At 37.6% G+C, this 16,650-nt stretch carries 13 protein-coding genes and 1 pseudogene; 10 read left to right on the forward strand and 4 right to left on the reverse strand.

Annotated features, from left to right (window positions below; genetic code table 11):
• Nucleotides 1-106 precede the first annotated feature (106 nt).
• The 4 genes from CSV69_RS15560 (at nucleotide 107) to CSV69_RS15575 (ending at nucleotide 5,144) form a co-directional block, all read left to right on the forward strand.
• A complete protein-coding gene (locus CSV69_RS15560; protein ID WP_099693913.1) occupies nucleotides 107-526 on the forward strand; it encodes a sodium:solute symporter family transporter in 420 nt (139 codons plus the stop codon).
• A 31-nt stretch (nucleotides 527-557) separates the two neighbouring features.
• Nucleotides 558-1,697 carry a M20 family metallopeptidase gene (locus CSV69_RS15565; RefSeq protein ID WP_085426929.1) on the forward strand — a complete coding sequence of 380 codons (1,140 nt, stop codon included), beginning with the start codon at nucleotides 558-560 and terminating at the stop codon, nucleotides 1,695-1,697.
• Nucleotides 1,698-1,718: 21 nt separating this feature from the next.
• Nucleotides 1,719-3,434, forward strand: coding sequence for a M28 family metallopeptidase (locus CSV69_RS15570; protein WP_085426928.1), 1,716 nt, complete (start codon nucleotides 1,719-1,721; stop codon nucleotides 3,432-3,434).
• A 93-nt stretch (nucleotides 3,435-3,527) separates the two neighbouring features.
• Nucleotides 3,528-5,144 carry an AAA-type ATPase lid domain-containing protein gene (locus CSV69_RS15575; RefSeq protein ID WP_085426927.1) on the forward strand — a complete coding sequence of 539 codons (1,617 nt, stop codon included), beginning with the start codon at nucleotides 3,528-3,530 and terminating at the stop codon, nucleotides 5,142-5,144.
• A gap of 477 nt (nucleotides 5,145-5,621) precedes the next feature.
• On the opposite strand, the gene CSV69_RS15580 is transcribed toward CSV69_RS15575, so the two are convergent.
• A complete protein-coding gene (locus CSV69_RS15580) occupies nucleotides 5,622-5,888 on the reverse strand; it encodes a hypothetical protein (RefSeq protein WP_085426926.1) in 267 nt (88 codons plus the stop codon).
• Between the two features lie 684 nt (nucleotides 5,889-6,572).
• Nucleotides 6,573-8,273, reverse strand: coding sequence for a sigma 54-interacting transcriptional regulator (locus CSV69_RS15585; RefSeq protein WP_099625829.1), 1,701 nt, complete (start codon nucleotides 8,271-8,273; stop codon nucleotides 6,573-6,575).
• Nucleotides 8,274-8,437: 164 nt separating this feature from the next.
• Here CSV69_RS15585 and CSV69_RS15590 point away from each other — a divergent pair, with 164 nt between their 5' ends.
• The 6 genes from CSV69_RS15590 (at nucleotide 8,438) to CSV69_RS15615 (ending at nucleotide 15,707) form a co-directional block, all read left to right on the forward strand.
• Nucleotides 8,438-9,595 (forward strand): amidohydrolase family protein, encoded by a 1,158-nt coding sequence (locus tag CSV69_RS15590; protein WP_085426918.1) that lies wholly within the window; start codon nucleotides 8,438-8,440, stop codon nucleotides 9,593-9,595.
• 25 nt (nucleotides 9,596-9,620) lie between these two features.
• A complete protein-coding gene (locus CSV69_RS15595) occupies nucleotides 9,621-11,000 on the forward strand; it encodes an APC family permease (protein ID WP_085426917.1) in 1,380 nt (459 codons plus the stop codon).
• On the forward strand, nucleotides 10,993-12,168 hold the full coding sequence (locus CSV69_RS15600) for a M20 metallopeptidase family protein (RefSeq protein WP_099693914.1): 1,176 nt from the start codon (nucleotides 10,993-10,995) through the stop codon (nucleotides 12,166-12,168). The genes CSV69_RS15595 and CSV69_RS15600 overlap by 8 nt, the downstream gene beginning before the upstream one ends.
• A gap of 1 nt (nucleotide 12,169) precedes the next feature.
• Nucleotides 12,170-13,540 (forward strand): glutamine synthetase family protein, encoded by a 1,371-nt coding sequence (locus CSV69_RS15605; protein WP_232319594.1) that lies wholly within the window; start codon nucleotides 12,170-12,172, stop codon nucleotides 13,538-13,540.
• A gap of 64 nt (nucleotides 13,541-13,604) precedes the next feature.
• On the forward strand, nucleotides 13,605-14,936 hold the full coding sequence (locus CSV69_RS15610; RefSeq protein ID WP_099693915.1) for an aspartate aminotransferase family protein: 1,332 nt from the start codon (nucleotides 13,605-13,607) through the stop codon (nucleotides 14,934-14,936).
• A 36-nt stretch (nucleotides 14,937-14,972) separates the two neighbouring features.
• Nucleotides 14,973-15,707, forward strand: coding sequence for a type 1 glutamine amidotransferase (locus CSV69_RS15615; RefSeq protein WP_085426914.1), 735 nt, complete (start codon nucleotides 14,973-14,975; stop codon nucleotides 15,705-15,707).
• Between the two features lie 258 nt (nucleotides 15,708-15,965).
• Here CSV69_RS15615 and CSV69_RS15620 read toward each other — a convergent pair whose 3' ends face one another.
• Together CSV69_RS15620 and CSV69_RS15625 are read right to left on the reverse strand one after the other, a co-directional pair.
• Nucleotides 15,966-16,409, reverse strand: coding sequence for a MarR family winged helix-turn-helix transcriptional regulator (locus tag CSV69_RS15620; protein WP_085426913.1), 444 nt, complete (start codon nucleotides 16,407-16,409; stop codon nucleotides 15,966-15,968).
• Nucleotides 16,406-16,650 (reverse strand): annotated as a pseudogene (locus CSV69_RS15625) (glutathione peroxidase); the annotation flags it as partial. The pseudogene CSV69_RS15625 and the gene CSV69_RS15620, both read right to left, overlap by 4 nt.

Raw genomic sequence — 16,650 nt, forward strand, 5'->3', positions numbered from 1 at the left:
CAGATCTGTAGAGTTCGACGATTGTTTGTTTGAATTCCTGGTTATAACGTTTTTGTTTCATTCCGGACACGTCCTCTCTATTTATTAGGATAGAGACTTAACTAACTTGTGTCCATACATCTATACTAGCTCCACTATCAATAGACAGGCTACAGACAAGCAGAAAATGTTTATACACAAAATAGCGATTGTCGTCCTATCATTAATCCCACTCGGCTTCGCATTAAAGCCATTTGATATGGTGCAGTTTATTGTGTTGGTTCAGGCATCTATGGTGGCCAGTTTCTTCTTTGCAACAGTCGTTATAGGTCTGAACTGGAAAAGAGCAACAGGTACAGCTGCATTATGGTCCATGGCTGGGGGAGTGATCACAGTCGTGATGTGGTTTATACTCGATAAACCATTTGGGTTGAATGAAGTTATACCTGGCGTATTAGTTTCTACAATTCTTATGATCGTGATCAGTTTCTTTACTAAGCCAGTTCCTGAGGATTCACTTCGACCGTTTTTTGATGATATAAAATAAAAAATAGAATATAAATGGAGGTGTGTTATATATGGAAGATGTTGTGAAATATTTGCATAGTAAAAGTGATGAGATGCTAGATATGTTAAAAACAATGGTTGAAATGGAAACACCATCGGATAATAAACAACTTGTAGATCATTTTGGTGAAAAAACTGAGGAAATAATAAATAGCTTTATCAAGGCAAAAGTTACTTCTATTGATAATAAGAAATATGGAAATCAAGTAAGAATAGAAGTAGGCGAAGGCGAAGAACAAATCTTGTTACTAGGTCATATGGATACGGTTTGGCCAGAAGGAACACTTGAAAAGATGCCATTCAAAGTCGATGGAGATAAAGCTTATGGTCCAGGTACTTTTGATATGAAGGGCGGCATTGTGCAAGGTATTTTTGCACTTCATGCACTACAAGAATTAGATTATAAGCTAAATAAAAAAGTAGTACTATTTCTAGTTTCTGACGAGGAGATCGGAAGCGTCTCCTCAAGACATTTAATCGAAGAAGAAGCGAAGAAAAGTAAATATGTATTTGTTTTGGAATCTTCAGGCGACTTGGAAGGAATGTATAAAACAGCTAGAAAAGGTGTAGGAATCTTTAATATTATAGTAAATGGAAAGGCAGCACATGCTGGGATTGAGCCTGAAAAAGGTGTTAGTTCTATCGAAGAGCTTGCAAAGGTTATCCTATATCTTCATAGCCTGACGGATCTTGAAAAAGGTACGACCGTTAATGTAGGTTTAATATCAGGTGGATCATCTTCGAATGTCGTAGCGGCTTATTCGGAGGCTGAAATCGATTTACGTGTTACGAAAGATTCCGAATTTGATCGCGTTATTCCTTTAATTAAAAATCTGACGCCAAGTAAAGAAGGTATTAGTATAGAAGTTACTGGGGGTATTAATCGGCCAGTAATGGAAAGAACGGAAGAAATCGGCATTCTATTCGAGAACGCTAAGCAACTTGCTGCAGATCAATTAGGTTTCGAATTAATAGAACAACTAAGTGGTGGAGGTAGTGATGGAAGTTACGCCTCGCAGTTTGCGCCTACATTGGACGGAATGGGTCCTGTAGGAAATGGAGCACATGCTGCAAACGAACATTTGCTTATTTCAAAAATGTCTGCGCGGAGCGCCCTTCTTGCGCTTATGCTAATAGAATTAGGAAAATAAAGTAGAGAGAAGTGAAGAGTTATGAATCAATCCACTATACTTGAAGAAGTAAATGAAGATTTTTTAATGGAATATACGAAAAATATCACAAAAGAAGTTCGACTATCAGGATCTGAAGAAGAACTACGCGCATTTCAGTATGTAGAAATGAAATTAAAAGAGTTTGGTTTACAACCTGTTCTCGAGCTATGCGACGCATTCATAAGCTTACCGGTCAAGGCTGAAATATATGCACAAGGGAAACAATTCAACTGTATTACTCACTCAATGGGTGCCACTACGGGTGAAGAAGGTTGTAGTGGAGAAATGGTTTATATCGAGACAAAAGAAAATGCCGATGTAGATATTCAATCGAAAATTGTTCTTTTGGAAGGTTTAGCGACGGGGCCGTCCGTTGAATGGGCACAAAAAAATGGTGCAGCAGGAGCAATCTTCATCAATGCAGAGTATACACATGAAATGATCGTTTCATCTGTATGGGGTAGTCCGACGACTGAAACAGAATCTCTTCTTCCGAGTCTTCCAGTTGCTTCTGTTACGATTTCTGTTGGTGAAGAACTTAAAGCTATAGCGAATTCTAAAGATGCCGGAGAAGTTACATTGAAGACCACTGTAGACACTGGGTGGAGAAAGATCCCCATACTGACAGCGGAAACTAAAGCGGATACGGATAAGTTTGTTCTATTTAGTGGACACATTGATTCTTGGCATTATGGGGCAATGGACAACGGAACTGCCAATGCAACAATGGTTGAAGTGGCAAGAATTATGTCCATGCATCAGGATGAACTAGTCCGTTCAGTTCGCTTCGCTTTTTGGTCAGGTCATTCTCATGGTAGATATGCTGCATCTACTTGGTATGCAGATCATCATTGGGAAGACTTACATGAAAACGGCATGGTGCATATTAATATTGATTCTGTAGGAGCTAAAGGTGCTACAGTATTAACTGAAGCAAATTGTATGGAAGAAACAAAAGAGGCTGTCAAAGAATCTGTACAAAAGATAGCTGGACAAACATTTGTCGGAACCCGATATAGTCGTGCAGGTGATCAGTCATTCTGGGGAACGGGTATGCCATCACTTCTTATGGGCTTATCCGAACAGCCACCAGGAACTACTCCAGCAGCAAAAGCGTTTGGTGAAATGTTTGGGGGAGGAAATTCGGGTGGTTATGGTTGGTGGTGGCATAGCACCGAGGATACAATAGATAAAATTGACCCTGCAAATTTAAAACGTGATTGTCAAATATACGTAGATTTAGTATACAAGTTCGCTACCAGTCAAGTCATTCCCATTAACCAGCTAAAAGCGATTAACGAAGTAAAAGAAGCGCTACAGCACTACGAAGAAACGGCTGGCAGTGCTGTTAAACTTACACTAACGTTAGAGCGGGCAGAAAATTTAGTAGTAGCAGTAGGAAAACTATATGAGTTTGCAGAAAATAAGAATTTGCGTAAAGATCAATTGGCGCTAATAAATGATGCAATTCAGAACTTGTCACAGACGCTCGTTCCATTAAATTACGTCAAAGGTGACATTTTTGATCACGACTTAGCAGTTAATCCAGTAGTTGTACCGAGCTTGAATAAAATCAATGAATTTACTAGTTGTGAGAAAGATACACCCAAATACTTTATGTTAAAGAATGAAATGCAACGAACAATCAATCGGATAAATTACTCATTACTTAAGGCGGTTAGAATGACTGAAAATACATTGGAAAAGATACAATAAATTATAAGGTCATATTGGATTAGTACGTTAATCATGCTATATTGTAAGAAGGTTGGATGTAGAGAAATAGATAGTAGGACGTGAAAAAAACGTATGATGGGCAGATTAGTGTTAATAGGAATCCAAGAAGAAAACCTCTCTTATATGCATAAGCAATTAATCTACATATTCAAAGAGTTAATTGAAATACAAGTTATTTCGCTAAAAGAGTTACATGCAGCATCCATTCATTCTACAGATACAGTTTTATTATCAGGGGCGGCCATTCAAGAATTGGTTCGCCCATTTGTGCCTCCATCGTGTATGTGTATTATTGCAGAACGCATGATTAATGTAGTGAATTTAAGGGAAATGTTGGCACTAGATGAAAACAGAAATATATTGGTTATTAACGATAATGATACGGACACTATGGAAACAGTAAAGTCGTTGAGAGACATCGTACCCCAACATAATTATTATCCGTTTTTGACCGACAAAAGAATACCTGAAAACATACATTTGGTCGTCACTCCTGGAGAACAGAAGCTAGTCCCTCTAGGTTTTCCGGTTTTTATAGATATAGGACCACGTGTTATTTCAATTGATACATTGTTAAAAATTAAAAGGAAGTTTGAATTATTAATTGAAGACTCACTCTTAATGCAATTATATATTAAAGCCCTTGTATATTTATCTGAGCGACCACCTGAAATTCGAAATGAAAATACAGATAGTCAAAACTATGGACGAACTTTTGAAAAGTTCTATACACATTCATCATCTATGAATAACGCAAGAGATTTGACAAGGAAAATGGCCAAGACTAATCATTATATGCATATAGAAGGCGAGATAGGAACGGGCAAGAGAATGTGGGCAGAAATGATTCATAATGAGTCGATGTTTTCGGCCTTTTCTATATCAGTATATAATTGTTCAGATAAAGAACCTGAATCAATTAAGCGTGAATTATTTGATGAAAAAATAAATCAAATGGAAGGCGGTACACTGTTTATTAAAAATATTGACCAATTACCGTATAGCTTGCAAGGAAGATTGGCGGAGTTATTTCTGAATCCGTTACCTAACTTACGAATTATTACTTCCACGGTTGTAAACTTGCCAGAACTTGTTCAAAGAGAACAGATTCGAATGGAAATTTATTCACACATCTCTTCCTATCGTGTACAAATACCTCCTTTACGTGAGAGGAAAGAGGATATAGGCTTATTAATAAATAACTTCAAAACACATTTCCAAAAAGAGTCTTTAGTCTTTTCTCCGGATGTATTAGAGGCATTTACAAGATATGATTGGCCAGGAAATGTTAGAGAATTATACAATGTAGTTTCTTATTGTGTTTGTCTAAATACGAATACAATAGATACAAAATCGTTACCTCTCTTCTTTAAAGGCCAAAAACAAAATACTACGCATGTAATAGATATAAACTATATAATCAGCGAGATTGAGACACATGGATTCTTAGAAGAAAGCATAGAATTACTAAAAATCTTTAAAGAAGGTAAAGAGAGACAAAAGTCATTTGGGAGAAAAACTTTGAAAGAGATATTAGTACTAAAAGAAAAAGCATTAACTGATCAACAACTCAGACTACGTATGGATGTTCTAAACAGACTAGGATTGTTGATTGTTCGAAAAGGTAGAGCAGGTAGTACAATATCTCAAAAAGGCGAAGAGTTTATTGAGCTATACGAAAATAGATGAATGTAAAGATACGCATCATACTGCGACTAGCTGTATGGTGTGTATTTTTGTATATGTTCATCCCAGATGTCAAATCGCTAGATATAATGTACCTGTGCAACACACAATAAAGACGCTATTCTGATAATAAAATAATATATATCAAGAGTAGTCTTCTTATCAAGAATTAAAATAAGATAACTGTGTTAGATGCAAACATGAATGTTTAAACATTCATGAAATTTTCATAATCAGGTACCTATTACTAGCTTTTGATCTTCCCAAAGCCAATTACTAACGATTTCTCCCCACTTTTCTTCGTATATTAAGAAAATACCAGGTCCCTACACAAATCAGAAATAATTTTGAATTAAACTAGAGTTGTGTGAAGAATTGGTGCCTGTCGTTAATTATTTTTGTTTTTATCAATCTCAGTTCCTATTTTTATAAATACAGGTGAAACAGCCCCTAGTAACATTCCTATGGTTGTCCAGTAATTCATATGTTTTCCTCCACTCCATTATTATAGTCTTTAAAACTTTTTAAAACTCTATTTATACTACTATCTAACATAGATTCTGAGTAATTAAAAAGGTCGTCGCCTTTCTTATTCATTAAGTTAATGCAAATCATAAAACCTAAATGGCTGTAACATTCAGCTTGTTCATCAAAATAATTAATCAAGGAAGAGATTAACTCAGAACTATTTTCAATGCTCTCTAATACTGAAATTGTGGCTTCAGCTTCTTTTATGTTTGAATCCAAAAATTCTATAACCTTTATTATTTTACCCCCCGATGTCTTGTTTTGCGAAAAACTTTATTATCTGTCGAGTCTATATTAAATAGATTATTAAAAAAAGTGATGACATTAGCATAGGCTCTCTGAGTCGCAAGTGGTCTTAGAAGATATTTTTCAAAATCTTCTGGTGGAAAATCTACTGCAAGATTCAATACATTAGTTTTTGCAAAGCTTTCAAGTGCTAAATTTTCTACAAAGTCAATAATTCTAGCCCCCCCCTAAAAATTTGAGAGTTCAATTCTTTTGTATACTTGTTGATACTCAATATAATCACCTCCTGAAATAATCATATCCTAAATACCCTACTTATAGTTTAATGTTCACAACTGTGAACATTAAACTATCTAGTAACTATCTAGAACTTCTCCTGCAAGGTCTGTGCGATAAACCAACGTGGATGTTTAAACAATATTGAAGGTTTCATGCGCAGATATTTTTAATAAAAATAAGTGTTAATGGAATGGACTGAAAAAATGAAAGCAAGCAAAGAATTTAGTTGTGTGAGGACCTGGCACCTAATATTTTATACAGATGACGGTGTAGACTATGCTTATGCCGTAACACAAATTGAAAAAAACGGAGACAGAACTTTGGTGTTCATCTCCGTTTTTTTATATTTATAGTACTCTGATTCAATGGATACATAATCTATTTCTCAAACTCGATTTGATGCTTTTTGATTTTATAGTTTAAATTCTGTCTGGAAATTCCAAGTTGATTTGCCGTATTGGTTAAGTGATAATTGCAGCGGTTCAATGTATTCTCGATAATTTGCCTTTCATATTGTTCGACTGTTTCTACCAAATCAATTTTAGGATTGTAAGTTGCTGTTGTTGTACTTTCTATTTGCGCATCTACCGTTTGTAAGTATTCTGGTAAATGATTTATTTTAAATTCAGATTCAGTAGGAGAGCGATTAATCATCCACTCAATCATATGTTTTAGTTGTCTCAAATTACCGGGAAAGTGATAATTTTTCAAGAAGGTTACAGTTTCCAATGCAAATGAGTGCTTTGTATTACTGTTATTACTTCCAAATAGCTCAAGAAAATACTCTGCGTACTGCATGATTGATATCTGCTGCTCCTGTAAGGAAGGAATGTAAAAAGAGAATGAGCTGAGTTCGTAGAAGAGGTTTTCGTTCAATCGCTGTTCCTGAATGGCCTCCCAAGGCTTTTCATTCAATAGAGAAATAATTTGTGTGTCTATCTCGATTTCCTCATCACACCCATTGCGTATAATCGTGTTGGTTTTAAGCGCATTAAAAAGTCTTTCCTGGATAAATAGCGGCATTAACGTCAACTTATCTATTATCAATGCACCTTTATGTGCAAGTTCTAAGTAACCTGCTTTACTGTTTGAACCAAATAGCATATTGGACAGTGATTGAGAAGAAAGAAGGCCGCAGTTGATCATATATACAGGCTTACTCAGAATGTTCTCAGCATAGAAGCGAGCTAAAGCATTTTTTCCTGTACCTCGATCACCATAAAATATAAGGTTAGCAGAAGGGTTTTCCAGTTGTTTTAACTCCTTTAGTATTGAAGATAGCGCTTTAGTGTCTGAAAAGAAACTTGAATGCTGCTTTTCTTTATTGATATCATCTTGTGCTACTTCTGTTTGCCGGACATAAAGAGTTTCAATAAAATCTTCGGTTTTTGAAAAGTCTTTTGTAATGAGAATATTTCCGATTTTTTGTTTGCCGATAAGAAGTGGTATATTTCTCTGATAGATGCTATATCTCTTTCCACTATTTGAAAAGAATATGTTGCTAGATGCGATTTCCTTGTTGTTGGTAAGTGTATAAATTGAAGAAGCCTGATTGACTTTATCCGAAAATACCTCGGCAGCATATCTCCCCTGAACGTCTTTTGTCTCTCTTGAATCCAGTTCGCCTTGCTTTTTATTATAAAGAACAACTTTTTGGCTATTGTCTATAAAACAGATTCCCTCTTCTATATGATCTAAGATTATTTCAAACTGACGTAAATACTGCTGGTACTTTTGTATTTCTGTATTCTGACGGTTAATGGTTGTAACTTGCCGCAAAATTATAAGTGCTTCTGAATTATCAATCGCATGTATATTGACTAAAGCATGGTTTTGTCCAATGGACATATCTATATTCTTCATGTCTATTCTATTCATGAAGAATTGAGAGATTTTTGTAGAAGGAAGATAATTATGTATGGATTTACTAACTAGTTGGCTTTTAGTGGCTCCAGGGAAATAATCTACTGCTGATTGATTAAGTGTTTTAATAAAACCATGTTTATCGATAATTATAATCCCTTCGAAGAGATAAGGTGCTAATAATTGGGTTGCGTCTTTCAAGTTGAATTCATTCATTTTTTTCTCCTTTTGTAAAAATATTTTTCTTTCCTTGAAGTTTAAAAGTTTAGAAAATATAATCAATCATATCACAATTTTCAGAATAGAAAAAACAGTAGCGGAAATTTTTTTCCGAAAGTAATTTTTCTTTTTTGGAATGCAGAATTGAGAGGAGATATGGAATGAAGAAAGTAAACCTAACTGGAGTAAAAGTAGTGGACGTGCATGCACATCCGTTTAAAGAAAATCGAGAATCCCAATCACCAGTCGGATTTTTACGGAACCTTTCCTTATCAGTAATTCCGGAGATGTTTTCAGACTTGAGTGAAGTAGAACAGCATCAGCCGTATCCAGGATCGAATATGTGGATCCAAAGGCTGCTAAGAGGAATGTCGCGTTATCTCAATTGCGATGAGGAAATTGAAGCAATTGTCCATGCAAGAAATGAGCAATCAAAAGATTTTTCTGCCTATACTCAAAAACTTTTCAAGGATGTAAATTTGCAGGGAGCTATCATGGATTTTGGCTATCCGCAACCTCCGATAGACAGAGAGAAGTTCGAAGTATTATGTGATATCAAGGTTTGGGAAATAAGTAGAATAGAGCCTCTTATGGTGGAGCTTTCTGAGAATCATCAATCATTTGAAGATTTCATTAGCCTTTATAGAAAGCGCTTACAAGAGGATTTGAGAAAAGAACATATAGTAGGATTAAAAACAATTATTGCTTACCGAAGCGGCTTGGATGTTGAAGAAATTGATGAGTCAGCAGCGTCAGGAGAATATGAAACATTTAAAAATGATACAAGAGCTCCCGTAAAAAGGCTTCGTGACTACTGTTTCCATATTGCGATGGAATGTTGCACTGAAGCAGACAAATTTATGCATATTCATACGGGCATCGGCGATGGAGAAGTTGTACTTCCAAAAGCAAGCCCAAGTTACTTGTTAGATATTTTTCGTCAAAAAAAATACGAAAATACAAAAGTTCATCTTGTCCACGGAGGCTACCCATGGATGGAGGAGGCTGCCTTTATAGTCAGTATCCTTCCTAATGTATATATGGATATTTCTTTACAAAATCCATTTACGGCACATGGAGTCGAACGGATTATGTCTCAAGTATTTGAATTGGCACCGTTTGATAAGGTCATGTATGGATCAGATGCTTTTACAGTTCCTGAAATGAACTGGATGGGTGTTAAGATTTTTATTGAAAACTTTGAGCGAGTGCTGAATTCGTGGGTTGAAAAAGATTACATGGATGTGGAAAGGGCTCAATATATCGGGGAAATGGTTCTCTATAGGAATTTTGAAAAGATTTACAATATCACACTATAAAAAAGAATAGGGAAGGGGAAATTTTATGAGTGATCATTTACAGTTGGATCTTCAGCCGAAAAGAACTTTAAAATTCTGGCACATTTGGGCTTTGGGAGTCGGAGCAGTAGTTGGCGACGGGATTTTTCTTTTGATGGGTGAAGGAATTGCTGTGGCGGGACCAAGTTCAATTATTTCGTACGGAGTAGCAGGTCTGTCACAGTTATTTCTAATAATGGCATTAGTGGAAATGGCGGTTGCCATGCCAAATGCAGGAGCAATGTCATACTGGGTTGAACGGATTTTGGGGAAGTCTTGGGGGTTCATTGCGGGAATGACATTTGCGATCGGCTGGATTATAGCTGGCGGCAGTGTAGGACTAGCACTTGGAAAAATAACAATGTGGTATTTCCCGAGTTTAACTGCTGAATGGTGGCCGATGGTGTTTGCACTGGTGTTTATCACCTTATTTGCTTTAATGAATATAGCGGGTACTATGCTTGCAGCCAGGATACAGCTTTGGCTCGTGTTGGGCCTTGTAGCTATAATGATCGTATTTGCGGTTATTGGTCTTAAAGATGTAAATCTTAGTAACTTCACTCCTCTGATGCCACATGGAGCGTCAGGATTTTTAAGTGCCATACCTTTAGGTACGTATGCATATTTAGGCGCGCTTACGCTTGTTACAGCAGGAGCTGAAGCTATTAATCCTGAACGAGACCTTCCGCGCGGACTGATCTGGTCAAGTCTGACATTTTTATTTATTTATTCTTTTGCCCATTTCGTACTTCAAGGTATCATCCCTTGGCAAAATGTGACGATTGACAGTTCACCATTTACAGTGGCAGCAGGTCAAGTTTTTGGTGTTGCAGGTGCATTTATTATGAATACTGCTGCATGGGTAGCCGCAGCAACTACTATTCTCATGGGAACTATTTATGCGACTTCACGTATTTTTTATTCTCAGGCAAGGGAGGGCATGCTGCCTAAATTCATGGGTAAAATACACCCTAAAACTTACACGCCCATTAATGCAATTATAGTAATTTGGGCTGCAACTGTTTTATTGATTGTTATCGGTCAATTTAATCCGGATTTGATATATATAGAGTTATCAAATCAGCTTGTGATTGCTTGGTTGTTTTCATGGGGGATTACATTGGTTGCCAGTGTGATTTACAGAGTACGCTACAAAGAAGAAGTAGCAAAGTTATCATGGAGACAACCCTTGTTTCCGATGTTTCCTGTATTAGGGTTTATCGGTATAGTAGTTGTTCTTTATGGATCATTCGTCAATGATCTGGGGACGTTACTAAGAGGTGCTGCTTGGCTAACTGTGCTGTTTGTTCTATTTAAAATCTTCAATAAAAATGCCTTTCGCAAAAATAGCGCGGAACCAATAAAAGGTGATTTGGACTATGAATAACAAAGACTATTTGAATCAATTAAAAGATGAAGTAATATCCATTCGAAGAGAACTCCATCAAAATCCCGAGCTGTCTTTTAAAGAGTATCAAACAGCGGAAACTATCACGAAGATTCTCACTGGCTGGGGGATTAACTATAAAAAGATCGGGGAAACAGGAGTGTTTGTCGACATCATTGGGAACGCTTCAGGCAAAACCATAGGCTTGCGTGCTGATATTGATGCACTGCCTATTCAAGAAGAGGCAGAAGTTTCTTACCGTTCACGTAATGATGGAGTAATGCATGCATGCGGTCATGACGGGCATACGGCTATGCTATTAGGTGCAGCTAAACTGCTGCATGAAAAGAAAGATGAGCTTCAAGGAACTGTACGCTGTATTTTCCAGCCCGGTGAAGAATTGGATGGAGCGGCACAGGAGCTCATTGATAGAGGAGTACTTGAAAATCCCTCAGTAGAATGTGTAGTCGGTATGCACTTATGGCCATATCTGCCGTTAGGAACTGTTGGTGTGAAGAGCGGAAGCATGACGGCATCTTGTGACGATTTTAAAATTGTTATTAAAGGTAAGGGTGGTCATTGTGCAAGACCCCATCTAGGTATTGATGCTATTAATATAGCAACAAAGTTAGTTCAAGACTTGCAAGAAATTCCGTTGAAACACACAAGTCCTACTCAGCCGGCTTTAGTTCATATTGGTAAAATTCAAGGCGGAGAAGCTAATAATGTAATAGCAGATACAGTTGAAATAGAAGGTACAGCAAGATCATTCTCTGCGACAACGAGACAATTGATCAGGAAAAAGATTGAAGATATTTGTGAAGCCGCAGAAGGATTATGGAATGCCACTATAAAGATAGAATATATTATTGGTGCCCCAGCAATAAATAACTCACTCAGTATGACAGAGTTATTTAAGACAACTGCGACTGATTTGCTTGGTGATACTCAAGTCTATGAGCTTGATGAACCTTCGATGGGTGCCGATGACTTCGGATACTTTTCGGAAAAAGTACCGTCGCTGTACTTCCGGTTAGGTATTAAAAAAGACAATGAAGAAATATTCGATCTGCATCATCCCAAGTTTCACTTCGACGATACGGTCTTGATTTACGGTGTTGAACTATATACAAGTATTGCCGAAGAGTTGCTGAAAAGGAGAGAGTGAAATGACATCAATTAAACTAACGAATATGAACTCGAAGCAAGAAGAAGTATTAGAGAGAATAGAGCGCGAGAATATCCAATATGTACGTGTGGAATTTTTAGATTACGCAGGAACAATTCGTGCCCGCACTATTCATAAGAGTCAAGTGAGAAGCGCAATGGAAACAGGGGTTAATTTCAGTACAGCTATTATGAATTTCAATATGTTTGATAGGATGATTGAAAATGCCAGATATGGAGCGGACGATGGTGATTTCTTTGCTATGCCTGATCCAGACACTTTTGTAATTCTACCGCACAGAAATCAAACGGCGCGTATGTATGCTGATTTAGTAGATGAAGATGGAAACCCTTGGCACGGCTGTCCCAGAAGTGCATTAAAAAGGCTGTTGAAGGAAGCTAAAGAAGAAACCGGCGGCGAGATTAATATGGTCTACGAACAAGAAGCCTACTTGTTAAAAGAGCATGACGGGAAACTTGTACCCGCTGATAACAGCTTATGTTTTTCAACGGATGGATTGGATATTCAAGAAGAATTTGTTCAAAAGTTTGTTGAAATTATGTATAAGTTGGGAATTGAAACAGAACAGATATCAAGTGAATACGGTCCTGGACAACTGGAAATTAATACAAAATACGATGAAAGTCTTAAAGCGACAGATAACCAAGTAACTTTCCGTCAGCTATTCAAACATTTAGCCAGAGATATGGGGATGGTTGGGACTTTGGCACCGAAACCTTTTGAAGAATATGCAGGCAGTGGGCTGCATGTCCATATCAGTATATTTGACGGAGAGCGGAATGTTTTTAAAGAAACTAATGATAGCAGAGGATTAGAGCTGTCTGATACTGCCTATTACTTCATAGGCGGCATTTTGCACCACGCGAAAGCGCTTTCTGCAATAGCTGCGCCTACTATGAATTCTTATAAGCGCTTATTGCCTGGAACTTTTGCTCCTGCACATGTTTGCTATGGAGTAGGCAACCGTTCTGCACTCGTCCGTGTTCTTGAACCCCGACGAGAAAGGAGATTTGAATACAGAGGTGCAGACGGAACGTGTAACCCGTATATGTTGTCATCTGCTTTGATTGCTGCAGGGTTGCATGGTATTCGGCAGAAGATGGATCCTGGTCTTCCACTTGAAAAAGATATTGCTTCATTATCAGCTGAAGAATTAATCACATTAGGCGTAGAAGATGCACCGAGAGATTTAAAGGAAGCTCTTTATTATCTTGAAAAAGATACGATACTCGCAGAAAGTATTGGAAGAGATATTTGGGAAGAGTTTATTAAAGTTAAAAAATCTGAATGGAAATCTCATTTTTATCAAGTAAATGAATGGGAAAGACAGTTGTTTTCTTCTGTTTATTAATTAAACTCAACGATTCAGAAGGTGGCGTAAGAGTTAATATATTTTTTAGAAGGTGGAGATATGTTTGACGAAAACAGACACCATTATTGAGAGAGAAAAAAAGTTGATTTCAAAAGCGCTCAGTCTTCGTTTCCATCCAATCTCTGTAGAGAGTGCATCTGGAACGAGAATTATTGATACGGAGGGTACTTCTTATCTAGATTTAACAGCAGGTTGGGCAGTGGCAAACATCGGTTATAGCCGAGAAGAAGTTGCAAAGGTAATATATGATCAATATAAAAAGCTTTCATTCACTACCCAACTTAGTGCACCAAGTGAAACAATGACTACACTGGCAGATGAATTAATCAGTATTTCACCGGGGACATTTGAGAAGAAAGTATGGTTTGGACATTCAGGATCGGATGCGAACGAATTTATTAGCAAGTTTATACCAGTGGCTGCCGGACGTTCAAAAATGATATCTTTCTTCGGCTCATATCACGGACAAACAATGGGTGCTTCCTCCCTTTCTGGCCATGCCGCTCAATCGATGTTTGAAGGAAGAGGAAATGTCGTTAAAATTCCGTACCCAAATGAATTCCGGCCATTCAGTGGAATTAAAGAAAATATCAAAGAACAAGCCATTCACTTTGTAAAAGAGGTATTTGCTACAGTATGTCCTCCTGGAGATACTGCAGGGGTAATTATCGAAGCGATACAAAGTGATGGCGGAATGGTACTGCCACCTGAAGGTTTTTTACAGGCTCTAAGTGAGATATGCGATCAGCATGGAATCTATCTGATCCTGGATGAAGTGAAGGTGGGTTTAGGACGGACTGGAAAATGGTTTGCGTTTGAACACGATAATATTATTCCGGATGCAATCGTGGTCGGTAAATCTCTTGGTGCTGGTGTACCTATAAGTGCAGTTATCGGGCGAAAGGAAATCATGGATGCTGTTCCGGCTGGCCATATGTTCACTGCCAGTGGGAATCCTATTTCCACTGCTGCTGCCATAGAAAATTTAAGTATTATTAAAGAAGAAAATTTAATGAGTAATGCAACAGAACGCGGAAATCAGTTTTTGACAGGTCTTAAGGAAATTAAAAAGAAATACAATTTTATTGGAGATGTAAGAGGTAAAGGGCTGGCAATAGGGATTGAGATTGTTGAATCTGAAAGCAACCAACCCGATCCGTTAGTGACTGCAGCTATATGCTACCGGTCTTACGAATTAGGCTTGCTTGTATATACAGTAGGAATTCATGGGAATGTACTAGAGATCACACCTCCGCTTATAATTACTGAGAATGAAGTACAAGAAGCTCTGAATCTTTTGGAAGCTGCTTGTGAAGATGTAGCGCAAGGCGATTTTGATTATGCCAAATTAGAAGAATACACTGGTTGGGGTTAACTTGTAAGTATACTTATAGAAAGGTGCAGTTAGAATATGAAAGTTTGTATCTTACAGCACGAAGGTTTAGTTGCACCTGGTTTTGTAAAGGAATGGGTGATCAGCCGATGTCATGAAATGCAAATTATTCGTGTAGACTGTGGGCAAGAGTATCCCCCAATCGAAAACTTTGAAATGCTAATTATATTAGGCGGTCAAGCGGGCGCGTATGAAGAACAAGAGTATCCCTGGTTAATAAGAGAGAAGAAATGGATTCGCAGTGTAGCGGACAGTGGAAAACCGATCTTTGGAATATGTTTAGGGGCCCAACTACTTGCTAGTGTGTATGGAAAATCTGTAAGAAAAGCCAAGTATAAAGAAATAGGTTGGTGGAAGATTTCTTTTGTTGAAAACAGCGAGTCTCATGTTTTACTAGAAGGCTTGCCGAACGAAATTCCATTTTTTCAGTTTCATCAAGATACATTTGATCTGCCTGAAGACGCTGTACTTCAAGCAGACAATGAAGCATTCGATAATCAAGCATTTACAATAGGACGTTCTATTCTCGGAGTTCAATTTCACCCCGAAATTGATAATGAATATCTACAGCGTATACTAGATAAGTTTGGTGACTCCTTCGAAAAAGGTCGCTATACACAAACATCTCAGGAAATAGCCAATAAAGAAACTTGTCAGCAAAGCAAAAAATATCTATTTCAGATCTTGGATAACTTTGAACGTTTAATTGACCAGGAAAATACCAGCTCCATAAAAAATAACATGTCAATGTAAATAAACAATTTAATACTTCTAAGTGAAGAAAAACAAGTGACTTGCTCGAGGTCAAGACTGGTTCTAAAACAAGGTACCTTAAACTTATGTTCGAATATGATATCAACAAGAACAAACGATAGAACAACTGTGAAAATCAGTCACTCTATCGTTTTTTTTTGTACATTTTATTCATAATGAAAAAAGCACCAGATCCCCACACTGAACTGAAGCAATTCTAAATAAATCTAGAATCATGTGCGGACCCAGTACCCTTCATTACAACCTCGTACGCTCCTTCAACTTCCCCTGCAACTCATTTAATCGAACCATAAGCTCTTCATACTCACTTAACCCAATATTACACAATTGAATTTCCTCATTAACTCGTTCAATAATAGAGTTTTTCTCGTCGTATGCTTTTTTCTCTAACTTGACATAAACTTTACGTTCGTCTTCTACTGAACGTTCTTTGCGTAGCCAACCTTTTTCCTGCATACGGGAAATCATCGGTGTGAGCGTCCCTGTGCCTAGGCCTACTTGTTCGCCGAGCTCTTTCATCGTGATTTCGTCATGTTCCCATAACGCGAGCAGCACTAGGTATTGAGGATACGTAAGTCCGAATGATTTTAAGACACTGGCGTATAACTTGGTGAACTCTCCAGCCGTTTCATAAACCGCAAAACAGAGCTGTTTATCTAGTGTAGAAAAGTCTTTTTTCATAATAGCTTTTCCACATCGTCCGCCAGCTTTGCAGGATCGGTTTGGGGTGCGTATCGCTTCACGACGTGTCCGTTACGATCTACTAGGAACTTTGTGAAATTCCACTTGATTTTCTTCGAGAGCAGTCCGCTTTTCTCTGTTGTCAGGTAATCGAATAACGGGTCTGCTTCATCGCCGTTTACGTTCACTTTTGCCATCATTGGGAATGAAACACCATAGTTCAGTTGGCAGAATTCAGTCG

Source organism: Sporosarcina sp. P26b (assembly GCF_002743245.1).
Lineage (GTDB): Bacteria > Bacillota > Bacilli > Bacillales_A > Planococcaceae > Sporosarcina > Sporosarcina ureae_C.

Excerpts from the sequence above, each read along its gene's own strand:
- CSV69_RS15585 (WP_099625829.1), bottom strand. The coding sequence starts at position 8,273 with ATGAATGAATTCAACTTGAAAGACGCAACCCAATTATTAGCACCTTAT.
- CSV69_RS15600 (WP_099693914.1), top strand. The coding sequence starts at position 10,993 with ATGAATAACAAAGACTATTTGAATCAATTAAAAGATGAAGTAATATCC.
- CSV69_RS15570 (WP_085426928.1), top strand. The coding sequence starts at position 1,719 with ATGAATCAATCCACTATACTTGAAGAAGTAAATGAAGATTTTTTAATG.
- CSV69_RS15565 (WP_085426929.1), top strand. The coding sequence starts at position 558 with ATGGAAGATGTTGTGAAATATTTGCATAGTAAAAGTGATGAGATGCTA.
- CSV69_RS15595 (WP_085426917.1), top strand. The coding sequence starts at position 9,621 with ATGAGTGATCATTTACAGTTGGATCTTCAGCCGAAAAGAACTTTAAAA.
- CSV69_RS15575 (WP_085426927.1), top strand. The coding sequence starts at position 3,528 with ATGATGGGCAGATTAGTGTTAATAGGAATCCAAGAAGAAAACCTCTCT.
- CSV69_RS15605 (WP_232319594.1), top strand. The coding sequence starts at position 12,170 with ATGACATCAATTAAACTAACGAATATGAACTCGAAGCAAGAAGAAGTA.
- CSV69_RS15620 (WP_085426913.1), bottom strand. The coding sequence starts at position 16,409 with ATGAAAAAAGACTTTTCTACACTAGATAAACAGCTCTGTTTTGCGGTT.
- CSV69_RS15590 (WP_085426918.1), top strand. The coding sequence starts at position 8,438 with ATGAAGAAAGTAAACCTAACTGGAGTAAAAGTAGTGGACGTGCATGCA.
- CSV69_RS15615 (WP_085426914.1), top strand. The coding sequence starts at position 14,973 with ATGAAAGTTTGTATCTTACAGCACGAAGGTTTAGTTGCACCTGGTTTT.